This is a genomic window from Rhodopseudomonas sp. RCAM05734 (assembly GCF_052658035.1).
In genome coordinates, this window is record NZ_CP199742.1 from 1,600,887 (window position 1) to 1,619,820 (window position 18,934).

Here is an 18,934-nt window from a genome sequence, read left to right on the forward strand (position 1 = left end):
GCGAACCGGATGCCACTTCGCTGGCAAGCGCGCAGGGAGATGATCATGCTGTTCATGCGCAAGACCACCGCATTGCCCACCGCCGCCGAGGCGCTGCCCGGCCGCGCCACGCCGATGGCCACCGCGAAGACGCACTTCGTCAACGGCCGTCCGATCCAGCCGCCCTATCCGGAAGGCCTGGAGCAGGCCGTGTTCGGGCTCGGCTGTTTCTGGGGCGCCGAACGCAAGTTCTGGGAACTCGGCGACGGCATCTACACCACGGCGGTCGGCTATGCCGGCGGCCACACGCCGAACCCGACCTATGAAGAGGCCTGCTCGGGCCGCACCGGCCACACCGAAGCGGTGCTGGTGGTGTTCGATCCCCGCAAGATCTCTTACGAGCAGTTGCTGAAGACGTTCTGGGAGAGCCACAACCCGACCCAGGGCATGCGCCAGGGCAACGACGTCGGCACCCAGTATCGCTCGGCGATCTACACCTTCAGCGATGCGCAGCGCCAGGCCGTCGACGCGTCGAAGGCGGCCTATCAGAAGGCGTTGTCGGCCAAGGGTCTCGGCACCATCACCACCGAGATCGCGCCGGCCGGCGAGTTCTATTTCGCCGAAGACTATCATCAGCAATATCTGGCGAAGAACCCCGCCGGCTATTGCGGCCTCGGCGGCACCGGGGTGTCGTGCCCGATCGGGGCCGGCGTCAGCGCCTGAGATCGCGCGCAGCGTCTGCCATCTCCAGCCCGCCCGCGGACGCCTCCGCGGGCGGGCTTTTGCTGTCCGCGCACGACCAAACGGTTTTTTAACCATAATCATTCACAACCGAAGCTGTCTCGCAGTGAGGGATGTTGTGGTGTTTTGTGTGCGCGCGTTTCGATTGACCATGATGGCCGCGCTTGCTGCGCTGGCGCTGTCGGGCTGCATGGGCCGATCCGGGCCGGTGGCCTCGGTCCAGCCGCAGAGCGATCTCGACGCCTTGGCTTATGGCACGCCGGCCGCCGCACCGCGGGCCGGTTCCGGCGGCGCCATCGCCGCGCTGCGCTCCGGCTTTGCTTCAACCAATCGCCCGCCGCTTGAGGCCTATGCCGCCGCGCCGGCACGCTATAGCGCGCCCGCGGTCTCCAGCTTTGACGCCAGCTACAAGCTCGACACCGGCGACCGGCTGCGCGTCGTGGTCTACGGCCAGGAGGGTCTGACCAACACCTATGCCATCGACGCCAGCGGCGTCATCGCCATGCCGCTGATCGGCCCGGTGAAGGCACGCGGCAGGACCGCCGCCGGCCTCGCCACCGAGATCTCCGGGCGGCTGCGCAACGGCTTCATCCGCGAACCCTCGGTGGCGGTGGAAATCGAGGCCTACCGGCCGTTCTTTATCCTCGGCGAGGTCGCGGCTCCCGGTCAGTATCCCTACGTGCCCAACATGACGGTGGAGAGCGCGGTGGCCATCGCCGGCGGCTTTTCGCCGCGCGCCAGGCGCGACGAGGTGACGCTCACCCACGCCACCATCGACGGCGCGCTGCGCAGCGTGGTGCCGCTCGGCACCCTGCTCGATCCCGGCGATACCGTGCTGGTCGGCGAACGCTGGTTCTGATCGCGCGTCGCCGCGTCACACGCCGCTGTCATCGCCCGCGAAAGCGGGCGATCCAGTAAACGCAGGCCATGCGGTACTATCACTCACGCCAGTGATTACTGGGTCGCCCGGTCCTGGCGCGCGATTGCGCGCCCGGCCGGGCGATGACAGATGAGAGTGTGGCGCCGGGGATGCCTCTATCCGAACGGCTTCACCGGATGTGTCGCAGGGAATGCCGGACTGCGCCAGATCAGCGCATCCGCATCGCGCCACGCCGCACGCCGTATCAAGAATCGATCCCACGCGATAAGCAGGGAACAAGCGAGGTCAACTCGCGGCGATGTGGCGCGATAGCGTCACACCAAAATTCAGAGGGAGAAGACGATGAGGACCAATCCGTCGAGTCGGGTCGTGCGTGGGGTTGCCGTGGCGGTCGCCATGGTCTGGGGCACGCTGGCGACCGCGTCGGCACAGACGACGGCGGGGTCGTATCCCGAGCGGCGAATCACCTTCGTCGTGCCCTATGCTCCCGGCGGCGCCACCGATGTTGCCGCGCGGTTGCTGGCTAACAAGCTGTCGGATGCCTGGAAGCAGCCCGTCACCGTCGAGAACAAGTCCGGCGCCGGCGGGGTTATCGGCAATGACTATGCCGCCAAGGCGCCGGCCGACGGCTACACCGTGCTGGTTGCCATCACCCAGATCATTCAGGCGCCCAGCCTGGTGTCGAACCTGCCCTACGATGTGTTCAAGGACCTTGCGCCGGTCACGCAAGTGGCGCTGTCGCCGATCGTGCTTGTGGTGCCGGCAGCGCAGCCGATGAAGTCGGTGAAGGATCTGGTCGATCTGGCCAAGGCCAGTCCCGGCAAGCACCCCTACGGGTCCTTCGGCAATGCGACGACGTCGCATCTGTACGGCGAACTGCTGAAGAAGACCGCGGGCATCGAGATGACCCATGTACCCTATCGCGGCGCGTCGCCCTTGCTCAACGATCTGCTCGGCAATCAGGTTACCGCGGCCTTCATCGACTTCACCACCGGCGGCCCGCAGCTGGAGGCCGGCACGATCAGGGCGCTGGCGGTCGGCGGCGAGACGCGCAAACCCAAGCTGCCCAATGTGGCGACGCTTGCCGAACTCGGTCATCCCGGCTTCGAGGCCGAAGGCTGGGTCGGCGTGTTCGTGCCCGCGGCGACGCCGAAGGACATCGTCAACAAGCTGTCCGCCGAACTCGGCCGCATCATCAGGTCGCCGGAAGGCGTGGCCGGATTGCAGGCGGTCAATCTCATCGCGGTCGGGGACTCCGCCGAGTCGTTCCAGAAGACCCTGCGCCGCGATTTCGATCGCTGGGCAGCGGTGGCAAAGACCGCCGGCGTCAAGGGCGAGTAGACAAGGTACCGTGCGGGTCGGCGAACGCATTCTACGCTCACGAAGCACGCACCTGCTTCACCTCTCCCCGCTTGCGGGGAGAGGTCGGATTGCGAGCGCAGCGAGTAATCCGGGTGAGGGGGAGTTAATGAGACGCTCCGGCTGCCCCTCACCCGAAACTTTCGCTTCGCTCAGGTCTCGACCTCTCCCCGCAGGCGGGGAGAGGTGAAGTCACTTCACCAGATGCTTGGCAAAAAACGCCAGGCTGCGCTGCTTCGCGAGTTCGGCGCTGGGCTTGTCGTAGCTGGAGCGTTCGTCGCAGCCGAAGCCGTGCTGCGCGCCGTCATAGACGAAGACTTCTACCTCCGGCCGCTTGGCGCGGATGGTCTCGACGTCCGCCAGCGGAATGCCGTGGTCCTTCTCGCCGAAATGCAGTTGCGTCGGCACGGTCGGTCTGTCGTCGGCGAAGCGCACGATGGCCCCGCCGTAATAGCCGATTGCGGCACTGAGGCCGGTCAGTTTGGTGGCCGCCGCATAGGCCACGCTGCCGCCGAGGCAGAAGCCGATGATGCCCACAGGGCCGACATCCTTCACCGAATCGATGGCCGCCTGGGTGTCCAGCATGAACGCGGCCCAGTCCGGGTTGGCGACGAATTTTCGCGCGATGGCGACTTCCACGGGCGAATAGCCGGAGGTGAAATTGCGCTCGACCCGGTCGAAGATCGCCGGCGCCACGGCCACATAGCCTTGCATGGCGAAGCGATCGCACACCGTGCGGATGTGATGATTGACGCCAAAAATCTCCTGGATCACCACCACCGCGCCCTTCGGCGTCCCGGCCGGCGTGGTGCGATAGGCGCCGAGTTCGAACTTGTCGGCAGCGGTCAGCGCAATGTCTTGTCCCACGGATCATCCATCGGTTGTTGCAAGTGAGGTCTGTTTGCAGGTCGCATCTCGACCGGCAAGACACAAGCGCGCTATTGCGCCAGCCAGTCGCTGCCCCAGTCGCCCTTCCAGCCGGTGAGGCGTCCCTGGCGGAACTGGAGATAGAGGCGGTTGCGGCGTTCGAAGAAGCCGCTGCCGCCATAGGCGCGAATCGCCAGCAGGGTCTCGTCGCCCCGCCGGCCGCGCACATAAGCCAGCGGCGTATCCAGCGCGCGCGCTGCATCAGTCGGCGCCATGCCGAACTGCAGCGGCGTGTTGTTGGACAGCGAGGCGATGAACGGCGCATGCCGCACGATCTGCTGTGCCTGCAAAGCTTGCGGAGCCGCCGCGACGGCCGCCAACAGCAGCGCAGCGCCAATCAGTCGCCTCATGCGAAGTGCCTTTCAGAATTGTGCGGTCATCGGCCGACGCATCGTGCGGCCGTGCCGTGGTGACTGGCATGATAGTCGATCGGCCGTGGCTGACAACATGCGGGCGCCGGGGCTGCGTGCCGTCCGCGCGAGCCCTGTTCCCCGGACGCGATGCACTACGCCGCTTTTGCGGCGTGGTGCTTCGCAGATCAGGGGCCCCGCTTTGCTGAAATCAACGGGATCCCGGATCTGCGCAGCAGCGTTCGCGATGCTGCGCATCGCTGCCACGCCGCAGCGCGTCCGGGAAACGAGAGCGGCGTGTGAACACGATGCAAATTTCTTCATTATCACCATAGACTATTATCCTATCTCAGACTTATAGTCTCATCGTCCTGCTCAACGAGGGGCGCTGTCATGAGGCGTCTTGAGAATGGAGCAGGATGCGGTGTCCCGCGCGCGTGCCTCGCAAGCACGTCCCGGGAGGCTGGGGTCACCGTCCGGGCCCTACTACGGGGGCTCTGCCTTGAGTGGCTGGACGCGGATGGCGAAAGGCGGGCGAAATCCCGCCGGAGTGGCTCCCACAGGGAGTTCACGTGCCAGCCCGGAAGCACGGTCCCCTTGCCATAAACCCCGCGGTGGCGCGCCCGCAGGCGCCGCGACCTGCTTCGCCGTTGCGACGGCGGCGCGGATCGCGCCCCAACCACCACAACCGCGCCTGCCGGCGCGCCGCTCCCCTCATGTCTGGAGGGGAGGACTGCTCGCACCTCGGACGCCATCGGCGCCGCGAGAACGAGAGCACCTGGCTGTTTGACATTCGAATCGGATTTCTCTGCACGCACGCGGCTCTGCCGCGGCTCGGCCCGTCGAACTTTAGTCAAACGCGACTCATTCCAGTCACGTGCGACTCGCCATGACCGGCAACCGGCAAGCGAAACGCAATTTTTAGCAATGCCGCTTAACGTTCGGGAACCTGTTTCCGGGTAGGTATTCCGTTCAGGCTTGTCGCGATCGGTCGAGGACATATGACAGTTTCAGGAACGCAAAGCGCGGCTCGTCGCCGATTGCTTCTGGCATCGGACCGCAGCGATCGCAGCGCCGAACTGGCTGACCTGTTGCAGAGGGTCGGTGACGTCGAGACGATTTCGACCTCGGAAATCCCCGATGCACCGGCCGCACATCTGTCCGGCATCGTCGTCGATATCAATCTGCGCTCGGCGGAAAGCGTGCAGCGCATCCGCAACAAGCTGCAGGGCAAGGCCTATCAGCAGGTGCCGCGGCTGTTCGTGCTGGCCGATGCCCTGCATCACGGGTCGATGCAGGCCTGGGCACTGGGCGCGACCGACACCATCGCGCGGCCTTTCGATGCGCGCGGCGTGTTGCAGCGCGTACGCGCCGCCTTTCCGGATCCGCATGACCAGGATGCCAACGCGACCGCGAGCGGCAAGGCGCTAAGCCGCGGCGTCGAGGCCGCCCATGCGGTGATGGTGCAGATCTTCGAGAAACTGCCGGCCGGCATCCCGCTGACCTTCAGCGACGTGATGAAGGCGGAAAACCAGATCATGCGGGCGATCAAACGCTCGTCGCTGCGCCAGTGGCTGGCGGCGGTCGGGCGCCATCATACCCACACCTATCGCCACTGCCTGTTCGTCACCGGCTTCGCCGTCGCCTTCGCGCAGCATCTCGGCATGCGCGAGGAAGATCAGCGCCGGCTGACCCGCGCCGCACTGATCCACGACGTCGGCAAGGCCTTCATCCCTGTGGCCATTCTCGACAAGCCGGGTGCGTTGACCGCCGAGGAAATGGCCGAGATGCGCAAGCATCCGCGGCTCGGTTTCGACGCGCTGCTGGAGCAGGGCAGTTTCCCGCGCGAGATGCTCGACGTGGTTCTGCACCATCATGAGCAACTCGACGGATCGGGCTATCCCGATGCGCTGCGCGGCGACCAGATCAGCGACATCGTGCGGCTGATGACCATCGTCGACATCTATTCCGCGCTGATCGAGAACCGGCCGTATCGTTTGCCGTTCACCCACATCAAGGCCTTCGCCATGATGGAACAGATGGGCGACAAGCTCGACCAGCAACTGCTGCAGGTGTTCCGTCCGGTGGCGCTGGGGTCGTATTAGCAACGATTGTATCCCGGACGCGGTGCGGCATGGCGATGCGCAGCATCGCATGCTGCTCCGCAGATCCGGGATCCCGGTTTCCAGAACAGCTGGACCCCGGATCAGCAGCGCACTACGGCGCAAGAGCGCCGCGCTGCGCAGCATCCGGGGAACGACGAATGCGCGCCCGCGCCGGGGCCTCGTTTCACACCAGCAGTTTTCGCAACTCCGCCTTGGCCACTTTCTCCAGCGTCGAACGCGGCATCTCGTCGACGAAGCGGATTTCGCGCGGCACCTTGAAGTCGGCCAGCGCGTTGCGGCAGGCGGCCATGACATGGTCGTGCAGGGTCGGCGGCATGTTGCCCACGCCGGCATGCGGGATGATGAAGACCACCGGAACCTCGTCGAGCATCGCATGCTTCATGCCGACCACGGCGGCTTCGCGCACGCCGGGCACAGCGATGACGACCTGCTCGATCTCCGAAGCCGCGACATTCTCGCCACCGACCTTCAGCATGTCCTTGGCGCGGTCGCCGAACCTGATGAAACCGCGGTCGAGCAGCGTGACGCGGTCGCCGGTGATGAAGTAGCCGTGGGCGTCGAAACTCCCTTGCGTGGCCGCCTCGTTGTGCAGGTATTCCTTGAACAGCGACAGGCCGGGCACGCCGAGAATCGACAGGTTGCCGGTATCGCCAACGGGCGTCGGCGCGCCATCGTCGTCGGTGACGCGGATGCTGTATTCGGTGGCCGCGCGGCCGATGGCCATCGGCGTGTTGGGCTGGTCGACCTCGCCGATGATGCCGTGGGTGATGGTTTCGGTCATGCCCCACCAGCCGATGATCTTGATGCCGAAGGTGGCGAAGGCCGGCGGTTCGCAGAACGCGGTGCCCCACAGCCGGAACGTATGCTGCTTCGGGATCTCATGTTCGAGCAGTGCCTTCATGCAGAAGCCGATGGTCGAATTCCAGGTGCAGCGATGCTCGGCCGCGACAGACCAGAACCGGCGCGCGGAGAAACGCGGCTGGATCACGCAACTGGCGCCGACCCACAAACTCGCAAGCACCGAATAGGCCAGCGCATTGGTGTGGAACAGCGGCAGGAAGGCGAGGTGCACGTCGGCGGCGTGCAGGTCCTGATGCGCGGCATTGACCTTGGCGCCCCACAGCGCATTGGCATGGGTCCACAGCACGGCCTTCGGTCGCGATGTGGTGCCTGAGGTGTACTGCACGCTGCATGAGGCGAACGGATCGGTCGGCCGCTGCGGCCGGTCGACGGCATCCGCGAACAGCGCTTCGAAGCGGTCGGCCTGCGCCACGGGATGGCCCGTCGCGGGCGCGGCACCGGCATCGTGCGAGATGACCGCGATCCAGCGCAGGTTCCTGCAGTTGGCGGCGACCAGTTCGGCATAGGACGGCTGGGTAATGGCAGCGACCGCGCCGCAATGGCCGGCGAAGTATTCAAGCTCCGCCGGCGCCGAGCGGGTGTTGGTGGTGACGACGATGGCGCCGAGTTCGGCGCAGGCGAACCAGGTCAGCATCGCCTCGATGCAGTTGTCGAGATGCACGAGAATGAAGTCGCCGGGCTGGATGCCGCGCCGGACAAGTCCCGCAGCGAGCGCGCCGACGCGGTCGTGGAATTCGCCATAGGTCCAGTGCCGCGCCGGCGCATCGAACGGCGCCCAGATCAGAAACGGATGATCGCGGCGGGTCTCGGCGACCATCTTCAACAGCCACGGCACATCCATGCCTGCGAACGGACCGACCACGCCTGGCACTGTCGCTGGATTCACCATTATTCCTCCCGGTGGAAGACCGCATCGAGATCCGCTGTTGCGCGGCGACGGCTTCCGTTTGTTGTTGCTATGCTTGTGCCATCGGATGGGGGCAGGAGCAATCGGCGCCGCGATCCGACGCTGGCGGTGCGTGCGGTGGCCGGCTGGTTTCGCAGGACGAAATTTTGCCCGGGTTGCCGTCGAGGTTCCGGCAAGCAGACAGCGGTGCGCATCGAGGTCGCACTGGTCGATAGTTGCATTGTTTGCTACGCTACCATGCTGTCAATTCAGGGTATGTCAATACACACTGACCGCGCATCAAGCTGCGGCAGCCGGGAGAGAATTATGGTTTCACTTCGCGCGGCGATCGGTCTGATCGCGCTGGGCTTTTCTGCTTGCACCTCGATCGGCAGCGCTTTCGCGCTGGACTACCCGACGCGGCCGGTTAGGTTCGTCGTGGGCTATCCTGCCGGCGGCGCCACCGATATTCTGGCGCGGCTGATCGGCCAGAAGCTCTCCGAGCGGACCGGCCAGCAGTTCGTTGTCGAGAACAAGCCCGGTGCCGGCAACAACATCGGTACCGAATCGGTCGTCAATGCGGAGCCCGATGGCTACACCATCCTGCTGGTCAACCCGGCGAACTACATCAACGCCAGCCTGTACGGCAAACTGAGCTTCAACTTCCTGCGCGACATCGCGCCTGTGGCGGCGTTTCATCGCACTGCCAATGTGATGACCGTCGCCAAGGACGTCACGGCGAAAAATGTCGCCGAGTTCATTGCCGAGGTCAAAGCCAACCCCGGCAAGATCAACATGGCCTCGTCCGGCAATGGCACGTCCGTGCATCTCTCGGGCGAGATGTTCATGATGATGTCGGGCGCCAAGATGCAGCATATTCCCTATCGCGGCGCCGCGCCGGCGATCACCGACATGCTCGGCGGTCAGGTACAGGTGATCTTCGACAACATGCCCTCGATCATCCAGCACATCCGCGCCGGCAGCCTGCGCGCGCTGGCGGTGACGACCGCCGAGCGCTCCGCGCTTTTGCCGGACGTGCCGACCGTCGCCGAGACCGTGCCGGGCTATGAGGCCAGCGCATTGTTCGGTGTGGGCGCGCCGAAGAAGACTCCGCCGGAGATCATCGCCAAGCTCAATGCCGACGTGAATGCGGTGCTGGCCGATCCCGCGGTCAAGGCGAAGCTGATCGATCTCGGCGGTGAACCGCTGATCGGGCCGCCGGAAGCCTTCGGAAAGATGGTCGCCGCTGAGACCGAGAAGTGGGAAAAGGTCGTCAAGGCGGCAAACCTGAAGGTCGAGTAGCGGGAAGATGCCCGGTGCCGCTAGTGCGACGCCGGGCCCTTCCAGCGATCGATCCGGCGCGCGCTATCCAGGCGGGCGCCTGCAGACCAGATCGATTTCGATCAGCGCATCATAGGCCAGTCCGGTCACGCCGACGCAGGTGCGCGCCGGCAGTCGACCCTCGGCAAAATAGCCGCGATAGGTGTCGTTCATCGCCGCATAGTCCTGCTTGAACCGCGTGAGATAGATCCGGCTCATCACCACGTGCTCGAAGCCGAGCCCGACGCCGGCCAGCACCAGCTTGAGATTTGCCATGACGGCGCGGGTCTGCGCCTCGATCGTCTCCGGAAGCTGGCCCGGCGCGTCGGGCGTATCCGGCATCTGTCCGGTGACGAAAACAAAGCCGTCGGTCTCCACGGCATGGCTGAAAGGCGCGACCGGCGTCGGTCCGCCTGCGATCATGTGAAACTTCAATGAAAATATCCTTGGCAGGCTAGGTTTGCGGGACGTCTTCGAACAGACGCTTGCTGAGTATGGCGTGAACGCCCCAGTTGCCGTCCACGACCTGGGTGACGCCGAAGTCCACGGCCGCGGACATCAGCGCGATGGCTTCGTCCTCGCTGAGGCCTTTGATGTTCATGAGGAAGCGGCGCATCTTCCGGAACGCATCCTTCATGGCGAGATCCAGCGAGGAGTTGGCATAGACCTCGCTCTGCCCGTTGGCGCCGAATTCCGCCAGGTAGTTCGGGTGGCTGAAGCCGGTCAGCACCCAGTCCGTTTCGGTTTCGATCAGCGGATAGGTGAGGTCGGCGAACGCGCGTCCGGCGAGATCGGCCTTCTTGTGCAGGATCGGCTGGAAGGTTCCGGTCATCGAACATTCGATGGCTGTGCCAGCCAGTTCGCCGTCGCCCTGGGTGGCGTGGGGATCGCCGACCGACAGCAACGCGCCCGGCACCGAGACCGGCAGGTAGACGGTCGATCCCTTGCCGAGCCGCCAGTTGTCGAGGTTGCCGCCGAAGTAGGACGGCGGCACCGAATCGACGAGGTCGGTTTCGCGCGGTGCCACCGCGATCACGCCGAAATGCGGCCGCAGCGGAATTCTGATGCCGTCGAGCACATTGTGTCGCCGCTTTACCGATGCGGGGCCGACCAGCACGCCCGGATAGTCATAGGTGCTGTGCAGCACGCCGAACGGATCGGTCTGCGGCGCCCACCGGTAGGAATAGAGCGCCCGCGCATGCGCGGCGCCGTCATCGCAGAAGATCTCATAGATGGTCACCACCTCGCGCGGCGGCGATTCGGCCAGAAACTCGTTGTAGTGGTAGCCCCACCACGCGGCGACGCTGCTGCCGAAGACCCGGCCCTTGAACGCGTCGCTGCGGCTCGGTCGCGGCACGATGTCGAGAATGCGCACCTCGAGCACGTCGCCGGGCTGCGCATCGCGGACGTGGACCGGACCGGTGCAGATATGGACGCCGAAGCCTTCGCCGGCGCCGCGTCCATAGACCGATGCGTCCATCGGGCCGGCGCCACGGCGGTCGACGTTCTTTCCCTCCTTGGTCCAGCGGAACACGCTTTCCGCGCCGGGATCGCCGACGATCATGCGCTCCGGGTCGTCGGAGGCGTGCTGCGTCAGCGTTTCGATGGTGATGGTATCGCCGGAATTGACCTCCGCCTGCGGCGGCAGGGCGCGGCTGAAATAGCCCCAATGCACCCGCGCGGCTTCGACCGCGAGATGATGATGGCTGTGATCGCTGACAGCATCGCTCTGTCCGCAATTTGAATCGGAGGGTGCGGTCGTCGTGCGGGCAGGCGGCAGCGGATGATGGCTGCGCAACTGCGCCAGCGCATCCTGCGGCCAGCCGCGTTGCCCTGCCGTGACGGCGGAGGCAGCGCCGCGTTCGCTTTCCTGCTGGCGAAACTCGCGCGGCGACAGTCCGAAGCGATGGCGGAAGGTGCGGCTGAAATGCGCGGAGTCGTTGAAGCCGCTGCGGTAGGCGATCTCCGAGATCGAATGATGCGCCTCCGCCGGATTCGACAGGTCGGCCCAGGTCCGCTGCAGGCGTCGTTCGCGCAGGTAATGCGTAAAGCCGCCGGTACCCTCGAACAGCTTCTGCAGGTAGCGCTCGGAAATGCCCTCGGCCTGGGCCACGCGAGCCGGCGCAAGATCGGGGTCGCCCAGCCGCCGCTCGATGGTCTGGCAGATCCGGTGCAGGATCGCGCCCTGCGTCGCGGTGCCGGCGGATATCGCGGGCACGCCGAGCTGGCGCATGAAGGTCGGCAGCAGGTCCGCGAGGCTTTGCGCGACTGCGGCCCATTCGATGTCGGTGAGCGTCTCCAGCGTGCCCGCCGCCGACTCGAGCGTGCGCGAGAAGATGTCGGTAAAGCCGCCGGGCGGCATGATGCGCACGTCGGCAAGCCCGGACTGTCCGATCTTGCGGCCGTGAAAGGCCTCCGAGGTTACCGACAGGACGATCGCCCGCATGTCGCGCGGAAACGCGACGCTCCAGTCGCCGTTGCGCGGCAACAGCAGCAATTGCCGGGCGGAAATGATCTGGTGCCCGGCGGGGGTGCGCAGCGTGACGCCATCTTCGGACGGCAGCAGCACGATCGGCATGTCGTCGGCGAGATCCCGCAACGGCGACACGGCCTGCGATCCCGCGGACAATTTCGCCAGCGCCACGCCGTCGCTGCGCCGTCGCGACGCCGTGGCGTATCCGCTGGGAACCGTGGTGGTCGGTGAGGGCTGAAGGCCGACAGCGCGCAACACGTCGCGCCAGGCTTCCGGACGGTCGCCTTCGGAATAGGATTCGCTGGTGAACGGGCGAAAGCTCATGGATCGACCCCAATCGGACCAATCCAAGCAACTGCTGTGCCAAAAATTGGGCATTGTAGGCATCATGTGGTCAAAGCCCAAGGCCGCCACGTCCGATGGGCATCATGTCGCGTCGGCTTCACCGGATCAGTCGCACCTGAAAATGTTCTTGCGGATCGTGCCGTGCACGCCCCAGTTGGCATCGACCACCTGTGTCACGCCGAAGTCGGCGCCCACCGACAGCAGCGAGATGGCTTCGTCCTCGCTCAGATGGTGAACCGTCATCAGGAAGCGGCGTAGCTTGCGGAAGGCATCGCGCATGGCGCGGTCGAGGCTGGAATGGTTGGCGATCTCGGTCTGCGCATCGGGTCCCAGCTCGGCGAGATAGTTGGGATAGGTGAAGCCATAGACCGACCACACGTTGTCGGTCTCCAGCATCGGATGCGTCAGCCCTTCCAGTACGGTGCCGCCGAGGTCCGCCTGCTTGTGCAGGATGAATTCGAAGTCGCCGGTCAGCGAGGTCTCGATGGCGGTGCCGCCGAGTTCGCTGTCGCCCTGGGCGGCGTGGGGATCGCCCACCGAGAAGAACGCGCCGGGCACCGCGACGGGATAGAACATCTTGGCGCCCTTGCCGACGCGCCAGTCGTCGATATTGCCGCCGGTATAGCTCGGCGGAATCGAACTGACGAAATCGGACTCGGACGGCGCGAGGCCCATGGTGCCGAAATGCAGCCGGGCGGGAACGCGGACGTTCTGCATGATGTTGTCGCGTTTCCTGATGGTCGAGTGGTCGACGCGCACGCCCGGATAATCGATGGTCGGATGCACGATGCCGTCGGGATCGGTCTGCGGCGTCCAGACGTAGTTGTAGACCGCCTTGGCGAACGGTTCGCCGGAGGTGTCGAGTTCGAAGATGGTGATGACTTCGCGCGGCTTCGGCTCCTCGATCAGGTCGTGATAGTGAAAACCCCAATTTGCCGAGGCATTTGAGCCGAAGCATTTGCCGGCATGACAGGCCTTGCAGGCGGGCCGCGGCCGGACATCGAGAATGCGCACTTCCAGCACGTCGCCGGGCTCCGCGCCTTCGATGACGACGGGGCCGGTCAGCAGGTGCACGCCGACGCCTTCGCCGGAGCCGCGGATGAACGGACCTTCGGTCGGGCCGGCGCCGCGGCGGACGATGGCCTTGTGCTCCCGGGTCCACTTGAACACGCTTTCGGCGCCGGGATCGTCGGCGATCATGCGCTCGTAGTCGTCGTTGGCGTGATGGGTCAGCGTCTCGATGGTGGCGCGGTCGCCCGACTTCAGCGTGAGGGCGGGTGCAACCGCCTTGCTGAAATAGCCCCAGTGGACGTTGGCCGGCGATACGGGAAGCAGATGATGTTTCATGCGAAGGCCTCGACTGGCGTTGGCGTATTCAGGCGTGATGGGAGCACCGGCGTCATGGCAGTGGCGCAGGCGGCTTGTCCGCCTCCATCACGCGGAGGAAGCGCTGGGTGATCGGATTGCGCGGACGGGTTAGCACCTCATGCGCCTGCCCTTCCTCGATGATCGAGCCGCCGCTGAGGAACACCACGCGGTCAGCCACTTCGTCGGCAAAGCGCAGCCGATGGGTTGAAATGATCATGGTCAGCCCGTCCTCGACCGCGAGCCGGCGAATCACTTCCAGCACCTCGTTGACCAGTTCCGGGTCGAGCGCCGAGGTCGGTTCGTCGAGCAGCAGCACCTTCGGGTTCGGGGCCAAAGCCCGCGCGATGGCGACGCGCTGTTGCTGCCCGCCGGACAGATGTCGCGGCAACGCATCGGCGCGATGGCTGAGGCCGACGCGTTCAAGCAGTTCGCGGGCCCGGCGCTCGGCGTCCGGCCGCGACATGCCGTGAACCCAGCGCAACGGGCCGGCGACGTTCTCCAGCGCGGTGAGATGGCTGAACAGGTTGAACTGCTGGAACACCATGCCGACGCCGACGCTGGCGCGCTCTTCGGCGATGGCGCGCGGCGACAGCGCCTTGCCGTCGCCGCTGAATCCCATGCGGCGGCCGCCAATTCTCACAATGCCGGCGTCCCAGCCTTCGAGATGGTTGATACAGCGCAGCAGGGTGCTCTTGCCCGATCCGCTTGGACCCAGCAAAGCCACGACCTCGCCGGTCCGCACCGTCAGGCTGACGCCGGCCAGCACCGGCGCGGTATAGGCCTTGTAGAGATCGGTGACCTCGACCAGCACGTCATTGCCGGCCAGCGAGGCCGAGCGCGAGGTGCGATCGGCGCGCGTTGGCCTGGCGTCCATCACGGTCGCTGCGGATTCTGCGGCTTCATCTGCCGGCGAGGTTGCCGCAGCTGCTGGCACCAGCGGCGCGCGATACCACGGCAGGAACTGCATCAGCTCCGTTGGCTTCTTCGTGCGGTCGAGATCGAACTTCCACTCCAGAAGCAGCTGGATCACGGCGATCGCCGCGGTCAGCAGCAGATAGATCAGGCCGGAGGCGAAGAAGATCGAGAAGAAATCGAAGGTCGAGGACGCCAGCTGCGTCGAACGCAGCGTCAGCTCCTGCACCGCGATCACCGAAGCGAGCGACGAATTCTTCAGCGCGCTGACGGCCTCGTTGCCGAAACCGGGGATCATGGAGCGGATCGCCTGCGGAGCGATGATCCGACGCATCAGGATGCCCGGCGTCATGCCCAGTGCCTGTCCGGCCGTCACCTGGCCGCGGTCCACACCGAGCACGCCGGCGCGCAACATCTCGGCAATGAACGGCGCCTCGTTGCAGGCCAGTGCCAGACCGGCAGCAAGAATGGCAGGAAGCTTGATGCCGATCTGCGGCAACGCGTTATACGCGAACACCATCTGCAGAATCAGCGGCGTGCCGCGAAAGATCACGGCGTAGACCCTGGCGAAGGATGCCAGCAGCCTGAAGCTGCTGAACTGCATCCCCGCGAGGATCACGCCGAGCACCAGCCCGCCGGCCAGACCCAGGGCGGTGACCTGGAGAGTCACCTGGATGCCCTGCATCATGTACGGCATGCTGAGATAGTGAAGGAACAGCTCCATGGCGTCCGGCAGTCCTTAGATGAGCAGTCGATCGTAGGGTGGGCAAAGCGAAGTGTGCCCACCGTCGGCGTTCAGCGAAGGCGGTGGGCACGGCGCAGAAGCGCCTTTGCCCACCCTGCGGCTCCTTCGGTCAGCCGCCCTTTACTTGACGATCAACAGGCCGGGCTCCATCAGGTTGTTGGGATCGAGATTCCACTTCTTCAACAGGGCCGCCTGGTCTCCCGACTTGTAGATCTCCATCATGGCGGCGTGCACGGCGTCGCGGAACTTGGGCTTGTCCTTCGGCACGGCAATGCCGACCTGGTAGGGGATGGTGACGGCGACGGCCTTCTCGAGCTTGTCCGGATAGGCCTTCACGGCGTTGTCGACGGTGTTGACGTCGTTGATGTAGGTGTCGGCGCGACCGGCCAGGATCGCCTGGATGCAGTTGGCATTGTTGTCATAGAGCTGGATGGTCGGTTCGGCCTTGCCTTCCTTCTTGCATTCCGGGGCCAGCGCCTGAATCAGCGGCACTTCAACGTAGCCGGTATTTTCCGCCGCGGCCGTGCCGCACAGCGAGGTGTTGATGCCGGTGATTTTCTTCGGATTGCCCTTCGCCACCAGCACGCCGTCGAACACCTTGGAATAGGTGATGAAGTCGCCGGCCTTGGCGCGTTCCTCGGTGGCGTAGATGTCGGAGATCACGATGTCGGCCTGGCCGCTCTGCAATGTGGTCAACAGCGCCGCGAAAGTCACCGCCTTGTAAGTCAGTTTGAAGCCCAGGCACTCGCCGATCTGCTCGCCGAGATCGATGTCGAAGCCGATATACTTGTTGGGATCCTTCGGATCGATCGACTCGTAGCCCGGCGTATGCGGGTTGATGGCATTGACAAGGGTCTTGCCCTTCCAGTCCGGGTATTTGCTCTGCAACGCGGCGCAGGCGGCGGGTACGGCCGCACTTGCCGAGATCGGAACGCAGGCGCCTGCGATCAGCACGGCACCGAGCGCCATGGCCGCGATGCGCGGCCGCATTGTCACTCCGGTGGAAACACGCTTTTGCATTGGTTTCTCCTTCGAGGTTGCCATGGCAGCGCCATGGATCAATTCCGAAGGAAGCCTAGGGTCAGTGGCCCGCCATGCGCTTGTCTCAGGCCGCACGAATAGTTGGATCGCGCGGCGTCACGGATTGGGCACTGCCGCACCTATTTTAGGCATGGAAAATATTCGCCGGAGCGCAGCAATCGCATCGGGTCTTGCCGGCGGCTGCGTCCTGCAGGACCGTCAGGACGTCACCGGCCGCGTCGCGATCCAGATCACGTGCCGCGCGCCGCCGCGTTTTCCGGTAGCGCGGATGTTGATTTCCTCCGCTTGAAATCCCACCGTCTTCAATCGCTCGGTGAATTTGGCGTTGGGGCCGGACGACCACACGGCCAGCACGCCGCCGGGGCTAAGCGCCGCAAAGGCCGCGCGCAGGCCGGACAGATTGTACAGCGCGTCATTGCTTTGCCGCGTCAGTCCCTCTGGACCGTTGTCGACATCGAGCAGGATGGCGTCGAACGCTGAGCGCGCCGCGGCGATCGCTTGCGTCACGTCGGCCTCGCGCAGTTCGACGCGCGGATCGGTCAGGCAGTCGCCGAACAGCTCCGACATGGGTCCGCGTGCCCAGGCGATGATCGCCGGCACCAGCTCCACGACGGTGATGCGCGCCTGCGGGCCGCAAACGGCCAAAGCGGCGCGCAGCGTAAAGCCCATGCCGAGGCCGCCGATCAGGATGCGCGGTGCCGCCAGCGCCTTGATGCGGAAGCAGGCCAAGGTCGCCAGCGCTTCCTCGGAGCCGCTGAGCCGGCTGCTCATCAGCTCGTTCTGGCCGAGCTTGATGGTGAGCTCGGTGCCGCGCCGCATCAGCCGCAGCTCTTCGCCGCCGCCGGGCACGTCGGCCGTATCGATCAGAATCCAGGGCAGCACGTTCGATCTTTCAGCGGATTTCGGGGAGGGCGGACCATGCCGCCTGACGCGCGCGATGGCAATGGTTGCTGGCCACCCGCCATCAGCAATTCAAGACTGCCGTCATGGCGAGATGCACATAGCGGAAAAATCCACGCACGTCGCGCGCTGTCCGCATCAGCGTTCCGCATCCCATTGATGCCCGCATCAGGGCAACGTCGCCTTCGCGTGGATTTTTGGATTCCTAGATCAGGACGGCTACGCGCCAGCACGGCTTGCAGCTCGCTGTAGCGTGCTCGATGAATGTCGGGCGCCACATTAGCTTGGACCCGAACTATTGTTATCATTGGTGTTTTTCCCTCAATGTGAAGGGATAAATTGGACTGCGTGCCAGATAAAATTGGACTGGAAGGGGTGAACAGCCACATAAGTCTGGACTGGCTCATAAATGAGAAACGGGCACACGCCACATTCGGGCGCGAGGCTTTGTGGAACCCCACTGAGGGCTAAGCCAGCCGCAACACGTGCCGTTTTGGCATGCGTCACATAGGCGGGCATCTCGATCATATTTGGCGTTACGGCCTTCGCCGCCCTTACCGCTTCGCGTGCAGTGAGCTTGTCAGCTACCTGCCGTGCGGCCTTTTCTTGCTCTTGGTCGCGTGCGCGCTTCTGCTTATCTCGTTCTGCGATGAGAATTGTTATGTTCGGCATGCCGAGTGGCTTGCGGAACATGCAGTCGTGGCAGTTCCGGTCGTAAAAATCGATTGCCGTATCAGCCAGATCAAAAGCGGCCATACCGCCAGCTGGTGCGTGAGGACACTCGATAAGATGGTGCCCTATAGGTAGGCCGGTCTGCTGTTCAACGAGGCCGACGCCGCCGTGCTTGACGATTTTGGCATGGGCGCACCAGTTGTGAATGAGCTTCATGGTCCTGAGATTATTTTCTCCGGACTCCATTGCCTCCTTGATTCGGTCGCGCTTCATGGGCTCCCCACCGACAATCCAAAGACACCGATTCCAAGTAGCAAGGTAATCTAATTTCGCAGTTCCGATTAGCCATCCTCTGACGCGTTTATTCAAACTGGCCTACAGCGCGCCGCTGATAGCCTCGGTTGTTAGAGGCGCGCTTTGCCGACGAAGATCGTCTCGACTGCAGTCTTCATGTTGTCGTAGATGCCGCGCCCGCAAGTACCCTTGAACAGCGCAAACGCCCGGTCGTGGGCGTCGAACACCATCTCCTGCGTCTCGCGCGGGTAGCACCGCACAAACAGCATGCGGCTGTGGCACAGCCGGACGTGGGCGGCCTTCACCATCACCGTCACGCCATTGAGCAGAACCACCTCGTGGCTCCAGTCGAACTGATAGGCTTCTCCCGGCGCAAAGCTCAGCGGGACGTAGGCCGCAGCCGTCGATTGTCCACGGTCCGTACTCCATCGTCTGGCGTAACGCCGCACGGCATCGTAGCCACCGTCGTAACCGCGGCCGCGCAGCTCTTCGAAGATCCGGATCAGCGTCAGTTGCTCGCGAGCGGCCTTGGTCGCATTGGCCGCCAGCACCCTGTCGAGCTCTGCTGCCCATCGTCCCAGCTTCGGACGCGGCTGAACCGCACGCTCATACTCGAACGATGTCTCGCCCGACCTCAGCACCTTCCGCACCGTGTTCCGAGATACCTTCAGGTCCCGGGCGATCTCCTTGATCGTCTTGCCCTTGATGAAATGCTCGCGCCGTATCCGGGCAATCGTCTCCACGATCAGCATCTC

Annotated in this window: 15 protein-coding genes and 1 pseudogene; 5 read left to right on the forward strand and 11 right to left on the reverse strand. The window is 64.7% G+C overall.

Going from position 1 to position 18,934, the window contains the following annotated elements; translation table 11 throughout:
* Positions 1–45 precede the first annotated feature (45 nt).
* The 3 genes from msrA to ACUXVA_RS07720 all read left to right on the forward strand — a co-directional run bounded on the left by msrA (position 46) and on the right by ACUXVA_RS07720 (position 2,941).
* Positions 46–702: a peptide-methionine (S)-S-oxide reductase MsrA gene (msrA, locus tag ACUXVA_RS07710; protein ID WP_265080833.1), complete on the forward strand. Its 657-nt coding sequence runs from the start codon at positions 46–48 to the stop codon at positions 700–702.
* Positions 703–874: 172 nt separating this feature from the next.
* Positions 875–1,579: a polysaccharide biosynthesis/export family protein gene (locus ACUXVA_RS07715; protein WP_265083884.1), complete on the forward strand. Its 705-nt coding sequence runs from the start codon at positions 875–877 to the stop codon at positions 1,577–1,579.
* A gap of 363 nt (positions 1,580–1,942) precedes the next feature.
* Entirely contained in the window at positions 1,943–2,941 is a 999-nt protein-coding gene (locus ACUXVA_RS07720; RefSeq protein WP_265080832.1) for a Bug family tripartite tricarboxylate transporter substrate binding protein, read from the forward strand.
* A gap of 210 nt (positions 2,942–3,151) precedes the next feature.
* On the opposite strand, the gene ACUXVA_RS07725 is transcribed toward ACUXVA_RS07720, so the two are convergent.
* Positions 3,152–3,826, reverse strand: a complete 675-nt coding sequence (locus ACUXVA_RS07725; protein ID WP_265080831.1) for a dienelactone hydrolase family protein — start codon at positions 3,824–3,826, stop codon at positions 3,152–3,154.
* A 71-nt stretch (positions 3,827–3,897) separates the two neighbouring features.
* Entirely contained in the window at positions 3,898–4,236 is a 339-nt protein-coding gene (locus tag ACUXVA_RS07730) for a hypothetical protein (RefSeq protein ID WP_265080830.1), read from the reverse strand.
* Between the two features lie 1,001 nt (positions 4,237–5,237).
* On the opposite strand from ACUXVA_RS07730, the gene ACUXVA_RS07735 reads away from it, so the two are divergent.
* On the forward strand, positions 5,238–6,341 hold the full coding sequence (locus tag ACUXVA_RS07735; protein ID WP_265080829.1) for an HD-GYP domain-containing protein: 1,104 nt from the start codon (positions 5,238–5,240) through the stop codon (positions 6,339–6,341).
* Positions 6,342–6,525: 184 nt separating this feature from the next.
* Here ACUXVA_RS07735 and ACUXVA_RS07740 read toward each other — a convergent pair whose 3' ends face one another.
* Positions 6,526–8,112 (reverse strand): AMP-binding protein, encoded by a 1,587-nt coding sequence (locus ACUXVA_RS07740; protein WP_265080828.1) that lies wholly within the window; start codon positions 8,110–8,112, stop codon positions 6,526–6,528.
* 324 nt (positions 8,113–8,436) lie between these two features.
* Between ACUXVA_RS07740 and ACUXVA_RS07745 the strand changes: the two genes are divergently transcribed.
* A complete protein-coding gene (locus tag ACUXVA_RS07745) occupies positions 8,437–9,411 on the forward strand; it encodes a Bug family tripartite tricarboxylate transporter substrate binding protein (protein WP_265080827.1) in 975 nt (324 codons plus the stop codon).
* 63 nt (positions 9,412–9,474) lie between these two features.
* Here ACUXVA_RS07745 and ACUXVA_RS07750 read toward each other — a convergent pair whose 3' ends face one another.
* The 8 genes and pseudogenes from ACUXVA_RS07750 to istA form a co-directional block, all read right to left on the reverse strand.
* Complete coding sequence (locus ACUXVA_RS07750) at positions 9,475–9,864, reverse strand: RidA family protein (protein WP_265080826.1); 390 nt, start codon at positions 9,862–9,864, stop codon at positions 9,475–9,477.
* A 19-nt stretch (positions 9,865–9,883) separates the two neighbouring features.
* Positions 9,884–12,226 carry an acetamidase/formamidase family protein gene (locus ACUXVA_RS07755; protein WP_445491536.1) on the reverse strand — a complete coding sequence of 781 codons (2,343 nt, stop codon included), beginning with the start codon at positions 12,224–12,226 and terminating at the stop codon, positions 9,884–9,886.
* A 126-nt stretch (positions 12,227–12,352) separates the two neighbouring features.
* Positions 12,353–13,594, reverse strand: coding sequence for an acetamidase/formamidase family protein (locus ACUXVA_RS07760; protein ID WP_265080824.1), 1,242 nt, complete (start codon positions 13,592–13,594; stop codon positions 12,353–12,355).
* A 52-nt stretch (positions 13,595–13,646) separates the two neighbouring features.
* On the reverse strand, positions 13,647–15,251 hold the full coding sequence (locus ACUXVA_RS07765) for an amino acid ABC transporter permease/ATP-binding protein (RefSeq protein ID WP_445491538.1): 1,605 nt from the start codon (positions 15,249–15,251) through the stop codon (positions 13,647–13,649).
* Between the two features lie 141 nt (positions 15,252–15,392).
* Positions 15,393–16,292 carry an ABC transporter substrate-binding protein gene (locus ACUXVA_RS07770; protein ID WP_413776415.1) on the reverse strand — a complete coding sequence of 300 codons (900 nt, stop codon included), beginning with the start codon at positions 16,290–16,292 and terminating at the stop codon, positions 15,393–15,395.
* A gap of 219 nt (positions 16,293–16,511) precedes the next feature.
* Positions 16,512–17,195, reverse strand: a complete 684-nt coding sequence (locus tag ACUXVA_RS07775) for a spermidine synthase (RefSeq protein ID WP_265080822.1) — start codon at positions 17,193–17,195, stop codon at positions 16,512–16,514.
* 339 nt (positions 17,196–17,534) lie between these two features.
* On the reverse strand, positions 17,535–18,158 hold the full coding sequence (locus ACUXVA_RS07780; protein ID WP_265080821.1) for a hypothetical protein: 624 nt from the start codon (positions 18,156–18,158) through the stop codon (positions 17,535–17,537).
* A 137-nt stretch (positions 18,159–18,295) separates the two neighbouring features.
* Positions 18,296–18,931 (reverse strand): annotated as a pseudogene (istA, locus tag ACUXVA_RS07785) (IS21 family transposase); the annotation flags it as partial.
* Between the last annotated feature and the right edge of the window lie 3 nt (positions 18,932–18,934).